15 protein-coding genes and 4 tRNA genes are annotated in these 18,947 nt (G+C 66.7%); 5 read left to right on the top strand and 14 right to left on the bottom strand.

Annotation, left to right across the window (positions count from 1 at the left end; all coding sequences use genetic code 11):
* From R5H29_RS02055 to R5H29_RS02030, 6 genes are all read right to left on the bottom strand, one after another.
* The coding region (locus R5H29_RS02055) for a GTP-binding protein (RefSeq protein ID WP_332328654.1) at positions 1-315 on the bottom strand (315 nt) is incomplete at its 3' end.
* Between the two features lie 41 nt (positions 316-356).
* A tRNA-Thr gene (locus R5H29_RS02050) sits at positions 357-432 on the bottom strand.
* Positions 433-481: 49 nt separating this feature from the next.
* Positions 482-555, bottom strand: a tRNA-Gly gene (locus R5H29_RS02045).
* Positions 556-579: 24 nt separating this feature from the next.
* Positions 580-665: transfer RNA gene (locus tag R5H29_RS02040), tRNA-Tyr, on the bottom strand.
* 137 nt (positions 666-802) lie between these two features.
* Positions 803-1,819, bottom strand: coding sequence for an isoaspartyl peptidase/L-asparaginase (locus R5H29_RS02035; RefSeq protein ID WP_329843587.1), 1,017 nt, complete (start codon positions 1,817-1,819; stop codon positions 803-805).
* A gap of 138 nt (positions 1,820-1,957) precedes the next feature.
* The gene (locus R5H29_RS02030; protein ID WP_164143860.1) at positions 1,958-2,977 is read right to left on the bottom strand and encodes a cyanophycinase; all 1,020 of its coding nucleotides are present in this window, start codon (positions 2,975-2,977) and stop codon (positions 1,958-1,960) included.
* A gap of 170 nt (positions 2,978-3,147) precedes the next feature.
* Between R5H29_RS02030 and R5H29_RS02025 the strand changes: the two genes are divergently transcribed.
* Positions 3,148-5,910 carry a TonB-dependent receptor domain-containing protein gene (locus tag R5H29_RS02025; protein WP_332328653.1) on the top strand — a complete coding sequence of 921 codons (2,763 nt, stop codon included), beginning with the start codon at positions 3,148-3,150 and terminating at the stop codon, positions 5,908-5,910.
* A 614-nt stretch (positions 5,911-6,524) separates the two neighbouring features.
* On the opposite strand, the gene ychF is transcribed toward R5H29_RS02025, so the two are convergent.
* The 8 genes from ychF to R5H29_RS01985 all read right to left on the bottom strand — a co-directional run bounded on the left by ychF (position 6,525) and on the right by R5H29_RS01985 (position 13,549).
* Complete coding sequence (ychF, locus tag R5H29_RS02020) at positions 6,525-7,616, bottom strand: redox-regulated ATPase YchF (protein WP_057502606.1); 1,092 nt, start codon at positions 7,614-7,616, stop codon at positions 6,525-6,527.
* Positions 7,617-7,798: 182 nt separating this feature from the next.
* On the bottom strand, positions 7,799-8,377 hold the full coding sequence (gene pth, locus R5H29_RS02015; protein WP_019661167.1) for an aminoacyl-tRNA hydrolase: 579 nt from the start codon (positions 8,375-8,377) through the stop codon (positions 7,799-7,801).
* A gap of 48 nt (positions 8,378-8,425) precedes the next feature.
* Positions 8,426-9,043 carry a 50S ribosomal protein L25/general stress protein Ctc gene (locus tag R5H29_RS02010; protein ID WP_005415401.1) on the bottom strand — a complete coding sequence of 206 codons (618 nt, stop codon included), beginning with the start codon at positions 9,041-9,043 and terminating at the stop codon, positions 8,426-8,428.
* Between the two features lie 110 nt (positions 9,044-9,153).
* On the bottom strand, positions 9,154-10,113 hold the full coding sequence (locus tag R5H29_RS02005; protein WP_005415400.1) for a ribose-phosphate diphosphokinase: 960 nt from the start codon (positions 10,111-10,113) through the stop codon (positions 9,154-9,156).
* A 140-nt stretch (positions 10,114-10,253) separates the two neighbouring features.
* Positions 10,254-10,330: transfer RNA gene (locus tag R5H29_RS02000), tRNA-Gln, on the bottom strand.
* 11 nt (positions 10,331-10,341) lie between these two features.
* Positions 10,342-11,211 carry a 4-(cytidine 5'-diphospho)-2-C-methyl-D-erythritol kinase gene (ispE, locus tag R5H29_RS01995; RefSeq protein WP_021202247.1) on the bottom strand — a complete coding sequence of 290 codons (870 nt, stop codon included), beginning with the start codon at positions 11,209-11,211 and terminating at the stop codon, positions 10,342-10,344.
* A complete protein-coding gene (gene lolB, locus R5H29_RS01990) occupies positions 11,208-11,867 on the bottom strand; it encodes a lipoprotein insertase outer membrane protein LolB (RefSeq protein ID WP_155028998.1) in 660 nt (219 codons plus the stop codon). The genes ispE and lolB overlap by 4 nt, the downstream gene beginning before the upstream one ends.
* Entirely contained in the window at positions 11,864-13,549 is a 1,686-nt protein-coding gene (locus tag R5H29_RS01985; RefSeq protein ID WP_171952421.1) for a tetratricopeptide repeat protein, read from the bottom strand. Before R5H29_RS01985 ends, lolB begins: the two co-directional genes overlap by 4 nt.
* Positions 13,550-13,612: 63 nt before the next feature.
* Between R5H29_RS01985 and hemA the strand changes: the two genes are divergently transcribed.
* The 4 genes from hemA to ppk2 all read left to right on the top strand — a co-directional run bounded on the left by hemA (position 13,613) and on the right by ppk2 (position 18,523).
* Positions 13,613-14,896: a glutamyl-tRNA reductase gene (hemA, locus tag R5H29_RS01980; RefSeq protein ID WP_332328652.1), complete on the top strand. Its 1,284-nt coding sequence runs from the start codon at positions 13,613-13,615 to the stop codon at positions 14,894-14,896.
* On the top strand, positions 14,874-15,956 hold the full coding sequence (prfA, locus tag R5H29_RS01975) for a peptide chain release factor 1 (RefSeq protein ID WP_019661162.1): 1,083 nt from the start codon (positions 14,874-14,876) through the stop codon (positions 15,954-15,956). Before hemA ends, prfA begins: the two co-directional genes overlap by 23 nt.
* 5 nt (positions 15,957-15,961) lie before the next feature.
* Complete coding sequence (locus R5H29_RS01970) at positions 15,962-17,665, top strand: tetratricopeptide repeat protein (RefSeq protein WP_180877854.1); 1,704 nt, start codon at positions 15,962-15,964, stop codon at positions 17,663-17,665.
* Positions 17,666-17,740: 75 nt separating this feature from the next.
* Positions 17,741-18,523 (top strand): polyphosphate kinase 2, encoded by a 783-nt coding sequence (gene ppk2 / locus R5H29_RS01965; RefSeq protein ID WP_019661160.1) that lies wholly within the window; start codon positions 17,741-17,743, stop codon positions 18,521-18,523.
* Positions 18,524-18,947: the final 424 nt, after the last annotated feature.

Raw genomic sequence — 18,947 nt, 5'->3', positions numbered from 1 at the left:
CACCAGGATCGCGCCGTCCATCTGGGCGGCACCGGTGATCATGTTCTTGACGTAGTCAGCGTGGCCCGGGCAGTCAACGTGGGCGTAGTGACGGATCGGGGATTCGTATTCGACGTGCGCGGTCGAGATCGTGATGCCACGCGCCTTTTCTTCCGGAGCGGCGTCGATCGAGGAGTAGTCCTTGAACTCGCCACCGAAGCGCTCGGCACCGATCTTGGTCAGTGCGGCGGTCAGCGTGGTCTTGCCGTGGTCGACGTGACCGATGGTGCCGACATTGACGTGCGGCTTGGTGCGCTCGAACTTACCCTTGGCCATGGCTGCTTATCTCGAATTCGTCTGAGAGGTGATGCTTGAGATGGTGCTCACGAAAGGAATCGAACCTTCGACCTCTTCCTTACCAAGGAAGTGCTCTACCGACTGAGCTACGTGAGCCGAGTTTTGCATTATGACATGAACTCGATAATATTCAAAGTTCATTCAATGGAGCGGGAGACGGGAATCGAACCCGCACCATCAGCTTGGAAGGCTGAGGTTCTACCATTGAACTACTCCCGCGCCGGGAATGTCACAACGTGAAACTGGTGGAGGGAGGTGGATTCGAACCACCGAAGGCGTAAGCCAGCAGATTTACAGTCTGCCCCCGTTGGCCGCTTGGGTATCCCTCCTTACCACCCCAACCCGTTGCCGCCGAAGCGTTGCGGTGTGTGGTGGTGAGCCGCTTATTCTGCTGATGGGACGGGGGGCTGTCAACGCTTTTTTCCATTTTTTTCACACGCTGTCGCAAACCCATTGATACGCAAGGTTATTGCCCGGGAACCGGCAGGGTCTCGCTGGCGAAAATTGCGACATGAGGGACGCCGTCGCCGCCGATCCAGCCCCGATACATGCCCTGGGTGTTGAACGGCGTGGCCATTTTTCCGTCTGCGCCGAGCACGATCGCACCGCCGTCGCCGCCCATCTGCGGAATCGTCTCGTTGATCACGCCCTTGCCGGCCTGCTCCGGGCTCTGCCCCTGGTAGCGCATGCGCGCACAGATCTCGTGCGCGGCCGCAGTGCGGATGTAGTACTCGCCCCACCCGGTGCCGGACACCGCGCAGCGTGCGTCGGCCCAGGTGCCGGCACCGATGATCGGCGAGTCACCGACCCGGCCGTAGCGCTTGTTGGTCATGCCCCCGGTGGAGGTGCCGGCGGCCAGATGCCCCTGCGCGTCCAATGCGACCGCACCAACGGTACCGAAGTGCTTTGCAGTCTCCAGGTCGGCATGTGCCTGGCCACTGGCCTCTTCCTTGAGGGCGCGCTGCAGCTGTTGCCAACGCTTCTCTGTACGGAAGTAGGAGGGATCGACCAGAGGAATGCCCTGCTCGGCCGCGAAGGCTTCGGCGCCCTGCCCGACCATCATCACGTGGCGGGATTTCTGCATCACGGTCTGCGCCAGCAGGATCGGGTTGCGCACCCGTTGCACGCCCGCCACCGCGCCCGCCGCCTGGTTCGCGCCATCCATGACCGCCGCATCCAGCTCGTTGCGGCCGTCGTGGGTGAACACTGCGCCCTTGCCGGCGTTGAAGGTGGGATCGTCCTCCAGCACGGTGATCGCCGCAGTGACCGCTGCGAGCGCAGGGCGACCGGCCACCAGTTCCGCATGACCCTTCAGCAGTGCTGCCCGCAGCGCGTCACGTGCGGCCTTTTCCTCGGCCGGCGACAGGTCCTTGCGCTCGACGCCGGCGCCGCCGTGGATGACCAGCAGCGGTGAAGCGGCCGGTGCGGCCTGGGCAAGCATGGGCAGGGACAGCAGCATAGACAGCGCCAGGCGCAGTTTCATCGGGTACGTCTCCAGCAGGTGGGCAAGGGAGGCATCATCGTAGAGCCGAGCCCATGCTCGGCTGATGCCTCGATTGAAGAGCAGCCGAGCGCGGGCTCGGCTCTACAGCATCCCATGCGTGGTCACAGGATCGCCGGGTCACTGGCGGATGACTTCGATCTCGCCATCGCTGACGTCGGCCACGGCCTGATAGTCGGCCTCGGCCTGGAAGTCATCCAGGCGCATGCGGCTGCCGCTGGCGACCACCGTTACCGGCACCGCGTGGAAGCGCAGCGGCTCACCTTCGACCAGGCGGTCTGCATCGCGGCCGGGGCTGACCACCCAGACCTTGCCCTCGCCGTCAGCACTGTAGACCTGCGCCTGGCCATCAGGCTCCACGCACAGGGCGGTGTCCTCGTCGACGCCGATGCCGACGATGCCGGGGTCGCCACTGTCCTGGGCTGCGCGCGCCACGAACACGATCAGGCGACCGAGCCGGTCGCGCTTGTCGAAGTGGGTGTCGGTGACCACGCGCTGCAGGTAGGGCATCTGCAGGAAGCCACTGTCCATGGTCACCGCACTGCCCATCGGGTCGGCCAGCGCACCGGCGGAGGTGATGCTGCCGCCGTCCATCGCGCCGTAGGCATAGCCACCGAGGATGGCGAGCCCCGCACTGGTACCGGCAATCGGCTTGCCAGCGCGCACATGGGCATTCAGCGCGCGGTTGAGCGCAGTGCCCTTCCAGAAGCGGATGTAGCGCGACTGGTCACCACCGGCAATGAAGATGGCATCGGCGGCGGCAACCACGCGCAGCACGGCCGGATCGTCGGCGCCGCGGCGGCTGTCGAAGACCAGCGTCTGCACTGCGGTGGTACCGCCGATCTCGCGGTACAGGCGGTCCTGCAGCTCATCACTGCCAGAAGCGCGCAGGATCAGCACGCGGCCATTGCCAGCCTGCTTCAGCCACCAGTGGAAGGCCTCCGGCACCCATTCGCCACCGCCCATCAGCATCATGGCCGGTGCGCGCGGACCGGGCCGGGGCGCGTCGAGATCGCCGGCTTCGTAGTAGGCGAAGCCCGGGCCCTGCAGGTCCTGCGCAAGGGCGACCAACGGCACGGCCAAGACCAACAGCGCCAGCCAGGCGAAGGGGGCACGCACGGTCCGATGGAGGCGTCGCATCTTGATCTCCCTGAACAAAATCGACTTGCAAGCGTTTCCACTCTTTGCCAGATAGGGACCCAGTAGTCAAGGACATGAAAAAGGCGTTAAATGCGCGCGCCCGTTCCGGAAATCTGAATGGGGGACAGGGCCCCTCCTCTGCGGGCCGGCTTCATTTCCGAGAATTCCTCATGCGTAGACAGGCGATGGCGTGGTCGATCCAGCTGGCGTTGATGGGCGTGGCTGCTTCCGCGGCGGCCCAGGCACCGGCTTCCTCTTCGGTGCAACAACTGGACGCGGTGCAGGTCACCGGCTCGCGCATTCCGCGCGCCCAGGTGGAAGGCCCCGCCCCGATCACGGTGATCAACGCCGAACAGATCCGCTCCAGCGGCTTCACCAGCGTGCCGGACGTGCTGCGTGCAATGACCCAGAACGGCGGTGAGACGCAGAGCCAGCAGTCCTCCAGCGGCGCCGACTTCTCGCCCGGCGCCCAGCAGGTGGACCTGCGTGGCCTCGGCCCGAACCACACGCTGGTACTGGTCAACGGCCGCCGCATCGCCGACTTCCCGATGCCGTTCAAGGGCCGCAGCAACTTCACCGACGTCTCCAACATCCCGCTGGGGATGATCGAGCGCATCGAAGTGCTGACCGGCAGTGCCTCGGCCATCTACGGCTCGGACGCGATCGCCGGCGTGGTCAACTTCATCCTGAAGAAAAAGGCCGACGGCACCACGATCGACATGCGCATGGGCACCACCAGCGAAGGCGGTGGCGAGTCGTTCGACATGAGCCTGGCCAGCGGCTTCAGCCGCGGCAACTTCAACGCCGTGTACAGCGTCGAGCTGCAGTCGCAGACCCCGCTGTGGGCCTATGAGCGCGACATCCAGGATTCGACCCAGGATGCGCCGACTGAGCGTGCGCGTGCCGCTCGTCGCGCCTATCTGCGTACGGACGGTGACGACGCCTACCTGGATCCGGGAACGACCACCTGTGAAGCGCTGGCCGGGCAGAACCAGGGCAGCACCTATCACGCCTACCGTCCACGCTCAGGCTGGTACTGCGGCAGTGACACGTCGATCGGCTACGGCACCATCCTCAGCAAGCGCCGTGGCGCCAACGGGTACGCTTCGCTCAGCTACGACTTCGACAACGGCCAGCAGTGGTTTGCCGATGTGCAGCTGGGCTATCACACGATGTCGCTGATGCGCGACGTCACCAACTGGGGCCACATGGGCGCCGACGGCAATGAGGCGGGCTATTTCAGAAACATTGCCAGCACGGAGGCCGATCAACAGATCGAAGCCTGGAACCGCCAGTTTTCGCCGGAGGAAATGGGCGGCCTGCGCAACGGCATGGTGCGCAGCACGCAGAAGACCTTCAGCGTGACCACTGGCTTCAAGGGCAATCTGACCGGCAACTGGGACTACGAGGCCGCACTGAGCCACTCGCAATACCAGTCGCGGATCAGCTGGGCGAAGATCATCGCCGCGAGGGCCAATGACCTGTTCCTGGGCCCGCAGCTGGGCGATTACACCGATGACGAAGGCAACGTATTCCCGATTTTCAATGCCGACCCGTCGCGGCTGTACCGGCCGCTGACCCGCGCCGAGTACGATTCGATTGCCGCACGCACTACCTATTCGCCAAAGTCGCGCACCGAGACGGCTGCGTTCACGCTGACCAATTCCGCGCTGTTCGGCCTGCCGGGCGGTGATGCCGGGTTCGCCGCGACCGTGGAAGTGGGCCAGCAGGCCTATGCGCTGAATCCCGATCCGCTGGCCACCCAGTACTACTACTACAGCTGGAAGGATTCGGACGGCCAGGGCTCGCGCAACCGCTGGGCGACCGCCGCCGAGCTGCGCATGCCGCTGCACGAGACGGTCAACCTGAGCGTGGCCGGCCGCTACGACCAGTACCGCTATTCCGGCCACACCATCGGCAAGGCGACCTGGAGCGGCGGTCTGGAATGGCGCCCGATCGACACGCTGCTGGTGCGCGGTTCGTATGGCACCGCGTTCCGCGCGCCGGACCTGCACTACGTGTTCGCCGGACCGGGCAACGACGAGACCACCGCCGAAGACCTGTACAGCTGCCGCGCCGATGGCGCTAGCGACTGTTCCGACTACGAGCGCAACCTGATCCGCAGCCGCACCGGCAACCGCCAGCTCGACCCGGAAACCAGCACCTCGTGGAGTGCAGGCTTCGTCTGGTCGCCGGCGATCGGCCTGGACCTGTCCGTGGACTGGTTTGACATCGACATGCGCAAGCAGGTGCAGGACATGGACGTTCGCACGCTCCTGGCCAACGAAGCCAACTGCCGCCTGGGTACTGCCGACATCAACTCGCCGACCTGCGTGGACGCGCTCGACCGCATCACCCGCACCGGTGATGGCCGCCTATACGGCGTGCGCGTCGCTCCGATCAACGTCGCCCGCGAATCGACCTCCGGTATCGACGTCGGCCTGCGCTACCGCATGCAGACCGGCATCGGCGATTTCATCCTCAACGGCACCCACACCTGGGTGAAGAAGCACGATTTCCAGCGCTACCCCGGTGACCCGACACTGGACCAGTTCGCGGTCAACAGCGGATTCGACATCCCGCGTACCAAGACCAGCCTGAGCGTGACCTGGGAGAAGGACGCGTGGTCGGCGACGGTCTATGGCTCGCGCCTGGGCAAGCTGCCAACTTCGGACAGCTACGACCAGTCGTTCGACTGGGACAGCGGCGACAGCCCGTACGTGAAGGCGACCTACCGCTACAACGCCTCGGTGCAGTACCGCTTCGACGACCACTCGCGCCTGTCGCTGTCGGTGGTCAATGTGTTCAACAAGATGCCGCCGAAGGACACCACGTATACCGCGTACCCGTACTACGACGTGTCCTGGTTCGACAGCGTCGGCCGCACCATCAACCTGCAGTACACCCACAAGTTTGGCGGCACCGCGCTGTAAGGCGCGCCGCCTTGCAGGACGTGGACGACAAGGCCCGCCATTGGCGGGCCTTGTCATTTGCGCTCTGGTAGATGCCCACCTTGGCGGGCACTGTCTCGCCGCGCGCCCACCAAGGTGGGCGGCTATCAGAGCGGGCCACCGGGGTTTTCCACACAATGCGTGGAGAGTGATGGGAACTTGATGTGGACAAGTGGGTTCGAGCGTTGCGATGCAGGCATTTCCGGGCGTGGTTATTTTTTATCCACGCCTCCCGTTGTTTTCCACACCACGCGTGGAAAGCGATGGGAACTTGGTGTGGACAAGTGGGTGCGAGCATTGCAGCGCAGGCGTTTCGAAGCGTGGTGAAAATCTGTCCAGGTCGCGCGGGCGAGCCCCTTGTAGAGCCGAGCCCACGCTCGGCTCCGGCTGGCATCAGCCGAGCATGGGCTCGGCTCTACATCGGCTTCGCCGGTTTTCCACATGCGGCGTGGAAAGCGATGGGAGTTTGCTGTGGACAAGTGCCGGCGAACATCACGCCGCAAGCGTTTCGCAGCGTGGTGATTTTTTATCCATATTCAGAAACGCGAACGCCCCGCACGAGGCGGGGCGTCCGGGGTCGATCCGATGCCGCTGGATCAGACGTTGAAGCGGAAGTGCAGGATGTCGCCTTCCTGCACGCGGTATTCCTTGCCTTCCAAGCGCAGGCGACCGGCTTCCTTGGCGCCGGCTTCGCCCTTGTACTTGATGAAGTCGTCATACGCGATGGTTTCGGCGCGGATGAAGCCCTTCTCGAAATCTGTGTGGATGACCGCGGCAGCCTGCGGGGCGGTGGCACCCTTGCGCACCGTCCACGCACGGACTTCCTTCACGCCTGCGGTGAAGTAGGTCTGCAGGCCCAGCAGGCTGTAGGCCGCGTTGATCACGCGGTTCAGGCCCGGCTCGCTCAGGCCCAGGTCGGCCAGGAAGGTATCGCGGTCTTCATCGTCGAGCTGGGACAGCTCTTCTTCGATCGCGGCCGACACCGGCACCACCTGCGCGCCTTCTGCGGCAGCATGCGCGCGCACAGCTTCCAGGTGCGGGTTGTTCTCGAAACCGTCTTCCAGCACGTTGGCGATGTACATCACCGGCTTCAGGGTCAGCAGGAACAGGTCGCGTACCAGCGCCTTTTCTTCATCATCCAGGCCGACCGAACGACCAGCCTTGCCGTCGGACAGTGCCGCCTGCAGCTTGGCCAGCACCGGCTTGCGCGCCGCTGCATCCTTGTCGCCGCCCTTGGCCGCGCGCTCGGCACGGTTCAGCGCCTTCTCGACGCTGTCCAGGTCGGCCAGCGCCAGCTCGGTATCGATGGTTTCGATGTCCGAGATCGGGTCGACCTTGCCGGCGACGTGCACGATGTCACCGTGCTCGAAGCAGCGCACCACGTGGGTGATGGCATCGACTTCGCGGATGTGCGCCAGGAACTTGTTGCCCAGGCCTTCACCGCTGGCGGCACCGGCGACCAGGCCGGCGATGTCGACGAACTCGACCGCGGTCGGGATGACCTTCTGCGGGTTGATGATGCCCGCCAGCTCGTTCAGGCGCGGGTCCGGTACCGGCACGATGCCGACGTTCGGCTCGATGGTGCAGAACGGGAAGTTCGCCGCGGCGATGCCCGCCTTGGTCAGCGCATTGAACAGGGTCGACTTGCCGACGTTGGGCAGGCCGACGATGCCGCATTTGATACCCATGGGTGACAGCTCTCTGGGGTGAAAGTGATTGGGGAAACAGCGACGTGGGCGCTGCTTTTCCAATCATTCTCCGTACCGACCAACGGTCGGTACCTACCGACCTGGTTGACTCCGTACCGACCAACGGTCGGTACCTACCGGCCTGGTTGACTCCGTACCGGCCAACGGTCGGTACCTACCGGTTACTTCGGGGTGTGCAGGCGCTTCATCGCTTCGTTGAAATCGCCCTGCACCGCCAGCGGCAGCACGTCGATCGCATCGTCGATGGCGCGCGCGATCAGCACGTCATCGTCCTTCGACGGGCGGCCGAGCACCCAACCCACCACGCGGTCCTTGTGGCCGGGATGGCCAATGCCCACGCGCAGGCGATGGAACTTGCCATGGCCGAGCAGGCGGATGGTGTCGCGCAGGCCGTTCTGACCGCCGTGGCCACCGTCGAACTTCAGCCGTGCCGCGCCGGGCGGCAGGTCCAGTTCGTCGTGGGCCAGCAGGGTTTCCTCCGGCTCGATCTTCCAGAACCGCTGCGCGGCCGTGACCGACTTGCCGCTGAGGTTCATGAAGGTGGCGGGCTTGAGGAGCCACACCGTCTGCCCGGCGATCTCGACCTTGGCGGTCTCACCGAACAGCTTGCTGTCCACATTCCATCGCGCACCGGCTTTCTCCGCCAGGGCCTCAACGAAATGAAACCCGGCATTGTGCCGGGTCCGGGCGTGTTCCGATCCGGGGTTGCCCAGACCGACGATCAGTCGCAGTCCTGCCATGGTTCCTTCCAGTACGGTGCCTGCCCGCAGGCAGGCACCGTAGCGGTGTTACTCGGCGGCAGCCGCTTCTTCGTCGGCCGCGTCGGCCTTGCCGGCCTTGGCGGTGACGATGGCGTCGTCGTGGTCCTTGCCCAGCGCCAGGGCCGGGATTTCCACGCCCTTCGGCAGCTTGATGTCGGACAGGTACACCACGTCACCGGCCTTCAGCTCGCCCAGGTCGACTTCGATCGACTCCGGCAGGTCCTTCGGCAGGCAGGTGATGGTCACTTCCTTCAGTTCATGGGTGACCACGACGTCGGCAGCCTTGCCGGCCGGCGAGGTGTCTTCGTTGACGAAGTGCAGCGGGACCGAAGCGGTCAGGGCTTCGTTCTCGTTCACGCGCTGGAAGTCCAGGTGCATGATCAGCTGCTTGTACGGGTGGCGCTGCATGTCACGCAGCAGGACCTTCTGCACCTGACCATCCAGGTTCAGGTCCAGGATCGAGGCATAGAACCACTCGTTCTGCTGGGCCAGCCAGATTTCGTTGTGGTCCAGGCTGATGGCGACCGGCTCGGCGTTGCCGCCGTACACGATGGCCGGGATCACACCGGCGTGACGCAGGCGGCGGCTCGCACCCTTACGCTGCAGTTCACGCTTGGTGACCTTGATTTCATGGGTCTTCGACATTTTCGACTACTCAGGTTGTTGCCGCGCCCTGCGGCGTGGCGGTTGAAGATGCTTCCGCGACCAGAAGCACCCGGGGTATGTCCCTGCCGTTGCCGGCAGGGACGAAAAACTCAGTCGACGTACAGCGAGCTGACCGACTCACCGAAGGCGATGCGGCGCATCGTTTCGGCCAGCATTTCCGCCACGCTCAGCTGGCGGATCTTGCTGCACACTCGCGCGGCGTCCTTCAGCGGGATGGTGTCGGTCACCACCAGCTCGTCGAGCTGGGAATTGGTGATGTTGTCCACTGCCGGGCCCGACAGCACCGCGTGGGTGCAGTAGGCAGCGACCTTGAGCGCACCGCGCGCCTTCAGGGCAGCGGCAGCGGCGCACAGGGTGCCGGCGGTGTCGACGATGTCATCGACCATCACGCAGGTCTTGCCTTCGACGTCACCGATGATGTTCATCACGGTGGAGACGTTGGCGCGCGGGCGGCGCTTGTCGATGATCGCCAGGTCGGCGTCATCCAGGCGCTTGGCCACCGCACGGGCGCGGACCACGCCGCCCACGTCCGGCGACACAACGATCAGGTTCTCGGTGCCGTAGGCGCGCCAGATGTCGGCCAGCAGCAGCGGGGACGCATACACGTTGTCCACCGGAATATCGAAGAAGCCCTGGATCTGGTCAGCGTGCAGGTCGACGGTCAGCACGCGATCAGCGCCAGCGGTGCTGAACATCTTCGCCGCCAGCTTGGCGGTGATCGGCACGCGCGAGGAACGCATGCGGCGATCCTGGCGCGAGTAGCCGAAGTACGGCACCACGGCGGTCACGCTGGCCACCGATGCGCGCTTGAGCGCGTCGATCAGCACCAGCAGTTCCATCAGGTTTTCCGCGCTCGGCGCGCAGGTCGGCTGGATCACGAACACGTCCTGCTTGCGGACGTTCTCTTCGATCTCCACCTGCACTTCGCCATCGGAGAAGTGCGAGACCAGCGCCTTGCCCGGGCGAACCCCCAGTTCCTTGCAGATGTTCTGCGCCAGACGTTTGTTGGCGTTGCCGGAAAAGACCAGCAGGTTCGGGGACTCTTGCATCATGATTGTCTCGGGCGGGGACGAGTGGCGGGGATCCGGAGTCGGCAAGGACCCCGATGGACCCTTGCTGCTGACAACACCGCGGTTGTTTCCACGTCCCGCGCGGGCGATGCGCTGGAAGGCGCGGACACAGCCGCTATTGGCAGGGGCGGTAGGATTCGAACCTACGAATGCCAGGATCAAAACCTGGTGCCTTGGGCCTCTTGGCGACGCCCCTGCAGTGATAAATCAGTGTTGCTCGAGTGCATCCAGCAGTGGCGAACGCGCAACGCCCGCTGCCACCCTTGCCCGCAACTCCTTCGGCAACTTCGACCGTCCCTGCTCTGCGGCAGACTGCGATGCGAACTCGACGAAACAACCACTTCCCGAACCGGTCAGCCGCGCCGTGCCGATGTCGCTCAACGCGGCGAACGCTGCCTCGACGGCAGGCTCACGGCGGCGCAGCACCGGTTCGAACGCGTTCCCGACCAGGGTCCCGGAAGCGAAGTCCTCTATTTTCGCCACTGGGCTGTCGCGCGTCAAATCCGGGTCTGCAAACAGTGCTGGCGTAGGAACATGAACGCCCGGTTCGACCAGCACGTACCAAGCCGGGGCCAGGGTGATCGGCTGCAGGCGCTCGCCCACGCCTTCGGCCCAGGCGTTGCGCCCGCGCACGAATACCGGCACATCTGCGCCCAGGCGCAGGCCCAGCGCCGCCAAAGCCTCTTCATCCAGACCCGCCCGCCACAGCCGGTTCAGCACCACCAGCGCCGTGGCCGCGTCGGACGACCCCCCGCCAAACCCACCCCCGGCGGGAACGTGCTTTTCGACGATGATGTCTGCACCTTGCTCGACCTTTGCCGCTTCCTGAAGCAGGCGCGCGGCACGCACCGCCAGGTCATCAGCCTCGGCCACGCCGGCCAGGCCCTCGCCCTCACGGCGCACCTGGCCGTCTTCACGCAGGCGCAGGCCAATGCGATCGCCCCAGTCCAGCAGGCGGAACACGGTCTGCAGCTCGTGGTAGCCGTCGGCGCGGCGGCCGGTGATGTGCAGGAACAGGTTCAGCTTGGCCGGGGCCGGCCACCAGGACCAGCCCGCGTCATCGTGCCCGGCACTCATGGGGCGCCCTGCCCCCACTGGTCCACCAGCAGGCGCACCTTCGCGTCGCCATTGCTGGCCTCGATCCGGCGCGGCAGCGCCGGGCGTCCGGCCTCGGCCGGGTACCAGTCCAGATACTGCACCTGCCAGCCCATCTGCTGCATGCGACGCGGCCGGCCGTCAGCGTCGCGCTCGACCTTCTCCGGACCGGCAGCATCGCCGGCCACCAGGCCACGGATCCACTGCGGCAGCTGGTTGACCGGTATGTCCCAGCCGGTCGCTTCCAGCAGCAGCTGCTGGGCGTCCTCGCCGTCACGCGGCCCGCCGGCCAGTCCTTCCAGGCGGCCGGCTTCGGAACGGGTATCGCCGGCCAGCTTCCAGCTCTGCCGGGTCACCGGCGCGCTCAGCTCGACCACATAGCGGCGTCCTTCCTGCTTCCAGTCGATGCGTCCGCTGCCGCCGTCCTTGCCCTTGCTGACCGCGACCCGGCCCTGGAAAGCCCAGTCCGGCTGTGCCTGCAGCGCGGCCACGCGCGCCGCCTCGGCCTGCGCCGCTTCGGCTGAAACAACCTCGACCACCGCCGGCGCCGGGGTCTTCTGCGTGCCCACGCTGGTACAGGCGGTCACCGCCAGGGTCACGGCCGCCAACAGCAGCGGCCGGATCAGGGAAACACTCATGGATTGAATTTCTCGCGGGCGCGCAGCAGCGCGCGGTTTTCAGGATCGAGCTTGGCCGCTTCTTCGAAGAAGTGGCGGGCCTCGTCATGCTTGCCCAGCACCCAGAGCACTTCGCCGACGTGGGAAGCGATCTCCGGGTCCTTGGCCAGGGTCCAGGCCCGGCGCAGCTGCACCAGTGCTTCTTCCTTGCGACCCAGGCGATACAGCACCCAGCCATAGCTGTCGACGATGGCGGCGTTGTCCGGTTCGGCCACGCGGGCGCGGTCGATCAGCTCCAGCGCTTCCTGCAGGCGGCCGGTACGGTCGGCCAGGGTGTAGCCCAAGGCATTCAGGGCCGGCACGTTTTCCGGGTCGGTCACCAGGATCTTGCGCAGGTCGGCCTCGGCGCGCGGGATATCGTCGCGGCGCTCCCAGGCGAGTGCACGGGCGTACAGCAGGCCGTTGTCATCCGGGTAGGCGGCCAGGCCGCGGGCCAATGCATCCAGTTCGCCGGCACTGTCATCGCCACGCTGGCGCAGTTCAGCCTCCAGCAGATAGGCGTCGCGACGCACATCGTCATCGACCACCGCATCGGACTGGATCGCGTGCACTTCATCCAGGGCCTGCGGCAGGCGCCCGGCCAGGGCCTGGGCATTGGCCGCGCGCAGGCGTGCTTCGCTCAGCTCATCGCCGCCGGGCACGCTGTGGTACCACTGCACCGCCTCCGGATAGCGCTTCAGGTACTCGGCGATCTTGCCCAGCAGCAGGCGCTGCGCCGGGTCCGGCTTGGCCGCCTGCCGCGACAGTTCGTTGTAGAGATTGGACAGCGCTGCCTTGTCGCCCTGCTTGGCCAGCAGCGAGGCGCGCATGCCCCAGGTCTGCACGTCCTGCGGGCCGAACGCCAGCACGCGCTCGGCCGCAGCAGGCTGCCCCAGGCTGTCGTAGGCGATGGCCACCGCATTGCGCAGTTCCGGGTCCTGGCGCGTCTTCGGCTCCACATCGTGCAGCAGCGACAGCGCCTTGTCGGTCTCGCCCGCTTGTTGCAACTGGCTGGCGCGCAGCAGTGCCACACGTGGCTCTTCCGGGAAGCGCTTGACCACCTCATCGATCATCCGCCGCGCCAGCTCGGGCTTTTCCATGCGCAGGGCCAGGCGACCGAACTCCTGCCAGGCCTCGATCTTCGGCGGAATCGCATTGGCATCGACCAGCTCGCCGAGCACCTGCGCCGGCACCGCCGGGTCGCGGCCACCGCCGATCAGCGCGGCCAGGGCGAACTTCCAGCCGCGCTCGTCGGGGTCGGCCAGCAGCGCCTGCAGCTCGGTGCGGGCAGCCTTCACATCGCCCTGGCGCATGGCCAGCGCACCGGCGGCGCTGCGCATGGTCAACGAGCGCGGGGCGCGCTGCTGCCACAGGGCCAGGCCCTTGGCGGCGCTGGCATCATCGTTGGCCAGCATGGAGATACGGGTCGCGCGCTCGGCCAGGCCGGCGTCGCCGTCGGTCTGCTGGGCCGCCTGCAGGTACCAGCGCGCCGCCTCGGCCAGCTTGCCGGCCTGCAGCGCGAACTCACCGGCCATCACCGGTTCCAGCGCCAGTTCCTCAGTGGCCGGGGCCCTTACAGGGGCCTTGGCCGGCACCGCCGCCAGGGCCTGGCTGCAGGCCAGGGACAGCAGCAGAACACTGGGGATGCGAATCAATGCGGGCATCGTCGGCATCGGGGCCTTAAAATGTCGTCCAATGGCCAGCAGCTTATCGCAAGCAACTGAACAATGACCCTGTGGGTGCTCGGACTGAATCACCAGACCGCACCGGTGGAGCTGCGCGAGCGCGCGGCCTTCGCCGGTGAGGCGTTGCCGCGCGCGCTCGGTTCGCTGCGCGATACCCCGCAGATTGCCGAGGCGGTGCTGCTGTCCACCTGCAACCGCACCGAACTGTACGCCGTGGCCGAGTCGGCACAGGCGCTGGACCAGTGGCTGCACAGCCAGGCCGGTGACCTGCAGGGCTATCTGTACCAGCATGCCGATGCCGAAGCTGTGCGCCACCTGTTCCGGGTTGCCACCGGGCTGGACTCGATGGTGCTGGGCGAACCGCAGATCCTCGGCCAGGTGAAGGACGCCTGGTCGACCGCGCGCGACCATGGCCTGCTCGGCCAGCGCCTGGACCGCCTGTTCCAGCAGACCTTCTCGGTGGCCAAGCGTGCGCGGACCGATACCCAGATCGGCACCAACCCGGTGTCGGTGGCCTCGGCGGCCGTGCGCCTGGCACAGAACGCGTTCGCCCGGCTGGACGATTCCACCGTGCTGCTGGTCGGTGCCGGCGAGACCATCGAACTGGCTGCACGGCACCTGAGCGAAGGCAAGGTACGCCGGCTGCTGATCGCCAACCGCACCCTCGCCCACGCGCAGGAACTTGCCAGCCGCCATGGTGGCGTGGCCCTGCCGCTGACCGAACTGGACCGTCACCTGGGCGAGGCCGACATCGTGTTCTCGGCCACCGCTGCGCGCGAACCGGTGATCCATCGCGAGATGGTGGCCAAGGCCCTGCGCGCGCGCCGGCACAAGCCGATGCTGCTGTTCGACCTGGCCGTGCCGCGCGACATCGAAGCCGAGGTCGGCACGCTCAACGACGCCTTCCTCTACACCGTCGATGACCTGGAACGCGCGGTGGAAGACAACCGTCGTGGCCGCCGCGAGGCCGCTGCCGAGGCCGAGGCGATCATCGACCTGCAGGTATCGCGCTTCATCGAGACCCAGCAGGCCAGCGCCCACCAGGCACCACTGCGGCAGCTGCGCGCGTTCGGCGAAGCCACCCGTGCCGAGCTGCTGGAGCGCGCGCGCCAGCAGCTGGCCAACGGCAAGCCCGCCGACGAAGTGCTGGAACTGCTGGCCCACGGCCTGACCAACCGCCTGCTGCACCCGCCGACCGCCGCACTGCGCGCCGCCGCGCTGAGTGGCGATGCCGACCTGACCCGCGCCGCCGAGCGCCTGTTCCCGGCCACGCCGGGTTACCGCCACCCACCCGTGAGACCCGATGACGCCGACCCTGCGCCGTAAGCTGGAAGCGCTGGCCGAGCGCCGCGAAGAACTGGAACGCCTGCTCGCCGAACCCGATGTGGTCGCCGACAACACCCGTTTCCGCGACCTTTCGCGCGAATTCGCCCAACTTGAACCGGTTGCCACTGCACTGGCCGATGAAGCCCGTGCCAAGGCCGACCTGGCCGCCGCCGAAGGCATGCGCGCCGATCCCGATCTGCGCGAGCTGGCCGACGAGGAGATCGCCGCCGCGCAGGCGCGCCTGCAGGCGCTGGAGCAGGAGCTCGCATTGCTGCTGGTGCCACGCGACCCGCGCGACGAAGGCAACCTGTTCCTGGAAGTGCGCGCCGGCACTGGCGGCGACGAAGCCGCGATCTTCGCTGGCGACCTGTTCCGCATGTACGCCCGCTATGCCGAGCGCCAGGGCTGGAAGGTCGAGATCGAATCGGACAGCCCGGGCGAGCACGGCGGCTACAAGGAGGTGGTGGCACGCGTGGTCGGCCGGGGAGCGTTCTCGCGCCTGAAGTTCGAATCGGGCACGCACCGCGTGCAGCGCGTGCCGGCCACCGAATCGCAGGGCCGCATCCACACCTCGGCGGCCACCGTGGCAATCATTCCGGAGGCCGACGAAGTCGATGACATCGTCATCAACCCCGCCGACCTGAAGGTGGATACGTTCCGCTCGTCCGGCGCCGGTGGCCAGCACGTCAACAAGACCGAGTCGGCGATCCGCATCACCCACCTGCCGACCGGCGTAGTGGTGGAATGCCAGACCGAACGCAGCCAGCACGCCAATCGCGACAAGGCGATGAAGCGCCTGAAGGCGCAGCTGCTCGATGCCGAACGCCAGCGCCAGGACGCGGCGCAGGCCGAATCGCGGCGCCTGCAGGTCGGCAGCGGCGACCGCAGCCAGCGCATCCGCACGTACAACTTCCCGCAGGGCCGGATCACCGACCACCGCGTGGAAGGCCTGACCCTGTACGACCTGCCCAACATCCTGGCCGGCGACCTCGACCCGCTGCTGCAGCGACTCAGCCACGAACACCAGGTCGACGCCCTGGCGCAGTTGTCGGCGGACTGATCACGATGACGGCCTGGCAGCAGCGACAGCACCTGCAGCAGGCGATCGCGCGCCAGCCCGGCGACTTCGTGGCCTGGGTGATGCTGGCCGACCTGGAACTGGAAGCCGGCGACATCGCTGCCGGCGAGCAGGCCGCACGACGCGCACTGCAACTGCGCCCCAACCACCCCGAAGCGCTGGCGCGGCTGGGCCGCGTGGCCTGGATGGCCGGCGCACATGGCGATGCAGCGAAGCTGCTGGGCCAGGCTTCGGCACTGGCCCCGCAGCACCCGGGCATCGCGTTGTGGCTGGGCCATGCGCTGGAAGATGCCGATGATGCCGAAGGGGCGGCGACGGCCTATCGCCGCGCGCATGCGCTGATGCCGGGCGAACCCTATATCGCCGCCCAGCGCCTGGCCTGGCAGCGCCGCCTGTGCGACTGGCAGGACGTGGACGCACTGGCCACACAAGTGCGTGGCGCACTGGCCAGCGGCCAAGGTGTGGTCGAACCGTTCGCGTTCCTCAGCGAGGATGCCACCGCAGCCGAACAGCTGGCCTGCGCGCGCGCGCGCGCCGCGGTGATTGCTTCGGGGGTACGTCCCCTTCCTGCCGTGAAGGTGCGCGCGCACGGCCCCCTGCGCGTCGGTTTCCTTTCCAATGGTTTTGGCGCCCATCCCACCGGGCTGCTGACCGTGGCCCTGTTCGAGCAGCTGCGTCATGACCCGGCGTTGCAGCTGCATCTGTTCGCGTTGAACCGCGACGACGGCAGCCGCATCCGCCAGCGCCTGCAGACGGCCACACAGCTGCATGATGTGGCTGGCCTGCGCCATGCAGACACTGCCGCACGCATCCGCGCACAGGGCATCGACCTGTTGTTCGACCTGCGCGGCTGGGGCGGCGGCGGCACGCCGGAGGTACTGGCGATGCGCCCTGCCCCGCTGCAGTTGAACTGGCTGGCTTACCCCGGCACGTCCGGGGCGCCGTGGATGGATGCCGTGATCGGCGACAGCTTCGTTTTGCCAGTTTCACTGGAGCCGCACTACAGCGAACGGGTGCTGCGCCTGCCGCGTGCCTTCCAGCCCTCGGACAACACCCGCATGCTGGAGCCGGCACCGTCCCGCGCCGAGTGCGGGTTGCCCGGAAACGGCGTCGTGTTCTGCTGCTTCAACAACAGCTACAAGCTCAACCCGCGCAGCATGGGCCGCGCATTCGCAGTGCTGCAGGCGGTGCCCGGCAGCGTGCTGTGGCTGCTGTCCGGCCCCGGCCACGCCGACGCCCGCCTGCGCAGCGCCGCACAGGCCGCTGGGCTGGACCCAACGCGGCTGGTGTTCATGGCCAAACTGCCGCATCCGCAGTATCTGGCCCGCTATCAGCTGGCCGACCTGTTCCTCGACACGCATCCGTACAACGCCCACACCACCGCGTCCGACGCGCTGTGGGCCGGCTGCCCGGTGCTGACCTGCCCCGGCGACACGTTCGCCGCGCGCGTGGCCGGCAGCCTCAACCACCATCTGGGACTGGCGCCGATGAATGTCGCCGACGATGCGGCGTTCATCACCACCGCCAGCGCGCTGGGCAATGACCCGGCGGCGCTGGCCGCGTTGCGCGCTGAACTGGCACAGGCGCGCGAGCGCAGCGGGCTGTTCGACATGGGCGGGTTTGCCCGCGATCTGTCAGCGTTGGTGCAGCAACTGGCACGTGAGAACGGCTGGACGGGCGCAGCAGGGTAAGCGCGACCAGGTAGCGTCGACATCGCCTGGGCAGCCCCTGCGCTACGCTCGGGCTTCCTCCCCGCGGGTGTGACGATGGCCAAGCTCAAGCGCAAGGACTACGACGAACTGCTGCTGCCTTTGCAGCTGGAACTGACCGCCATGGCGCGCTGGGTGCAGCACAGCGGGCAACGCCTGCTGGTGCTGTTTGAAGGGCGCGACACGGCGGGCAAGGGCGGCGCGATCCAGGCCATCAGCCAGCACCTCAACCCGCGCCAGTGCCGCGTGGTGGCACTGCCCAAGCCCACCGACCGCGAAGCCACGCAGTGGTACTTCCAGCGCTACGCCTCGCACTTGCCCGCCGCCGGCGAGATCGTGCTGATGGACCGCAGCTGGTACAACCGCGCAGGCGTCGAACGGGTGATGGGCTACTGCAGCGAGACCGAGTACCAGCAGTTCCTGCGCCAGGCGCCGGTGTTCGAACAGCTGCTGGTGGACGACGGCATCCTGCTGTTCAAGTACTGGCTGTGCGTGGACCAGGAGCAGCAGGAGAAGCGCTTCGCCGAGCGCCATCTCGATCCGCTGAAGGGCTGGAAGCTCTCCCCGGTGGACCTGAAGTCGCGCAGCAAGTACAGCGCGTACACCGAGGCCCGCGAGGCGATGCTGCGCGCGACGCATCGGGAGGCGGCACCGTGGACGTTGGTGGATTTCAACGACCAGCGGCTCGGCCGGCTGACGCTGGTGCGCAACCTGCTGGACCGGTTGCCGGACACGCGCGTGGATGCGCCGTTGCCGGAGCTGCCGAAGCTGAAGGGCAAGCTGCATCGCGAGCACTACGATGTGCTGAAGCCGATCGAGGACTTCCCGGTCGAGGAATAGGGTGGGTTGGCAGGGCCTGCGGTCCTGCACCTGCTACGAACCAAGGCAACAGCAACAGCCGAAGCAGAAGCGGGTTTCCTGTGGGTAGGCAGGGTGGGTCCGCTTGCGGGGGACGCCGTAAATACGTCCATGTAGGCTCGGTCGCCGCATCCATGCGGCTCACGCCCCCGCAAGCGGACCCACCCCGCCTTCGACAGATCTCTACGATCTGTCGGAATAGCGCCTGGGGTCAGACCCGTTTGCCGCAGGAAAACGGATCTGACCCCGAATTGATTCGAGATCTGAAAGAGATTCATCCACGCATGGCGTGGATCTACCAGATCGCAGAAATCTGTCAGAGGCGGGGCGGTGTCGGAGTGCGGGGTGTCAGCCGCATGGATGCGGCTGCCAAGCCTACATGGACGTACTTGCGGCGTCCCCGCAC

This window comes from Stenotrophomonas sp. A3_2 (genome assembly GCF_036624925.1).
Classification (GTDB): Bacteria; Pseudomonadota; Gammaproteobacteria; order Xanthomonadales; family Xanthomonadaceae; genus Stenotrophomonas; species Stenotrophomonas hibiscicola.
This window is presented reverse-complemented; position numbering and strand designations above follow the sequence as displayed.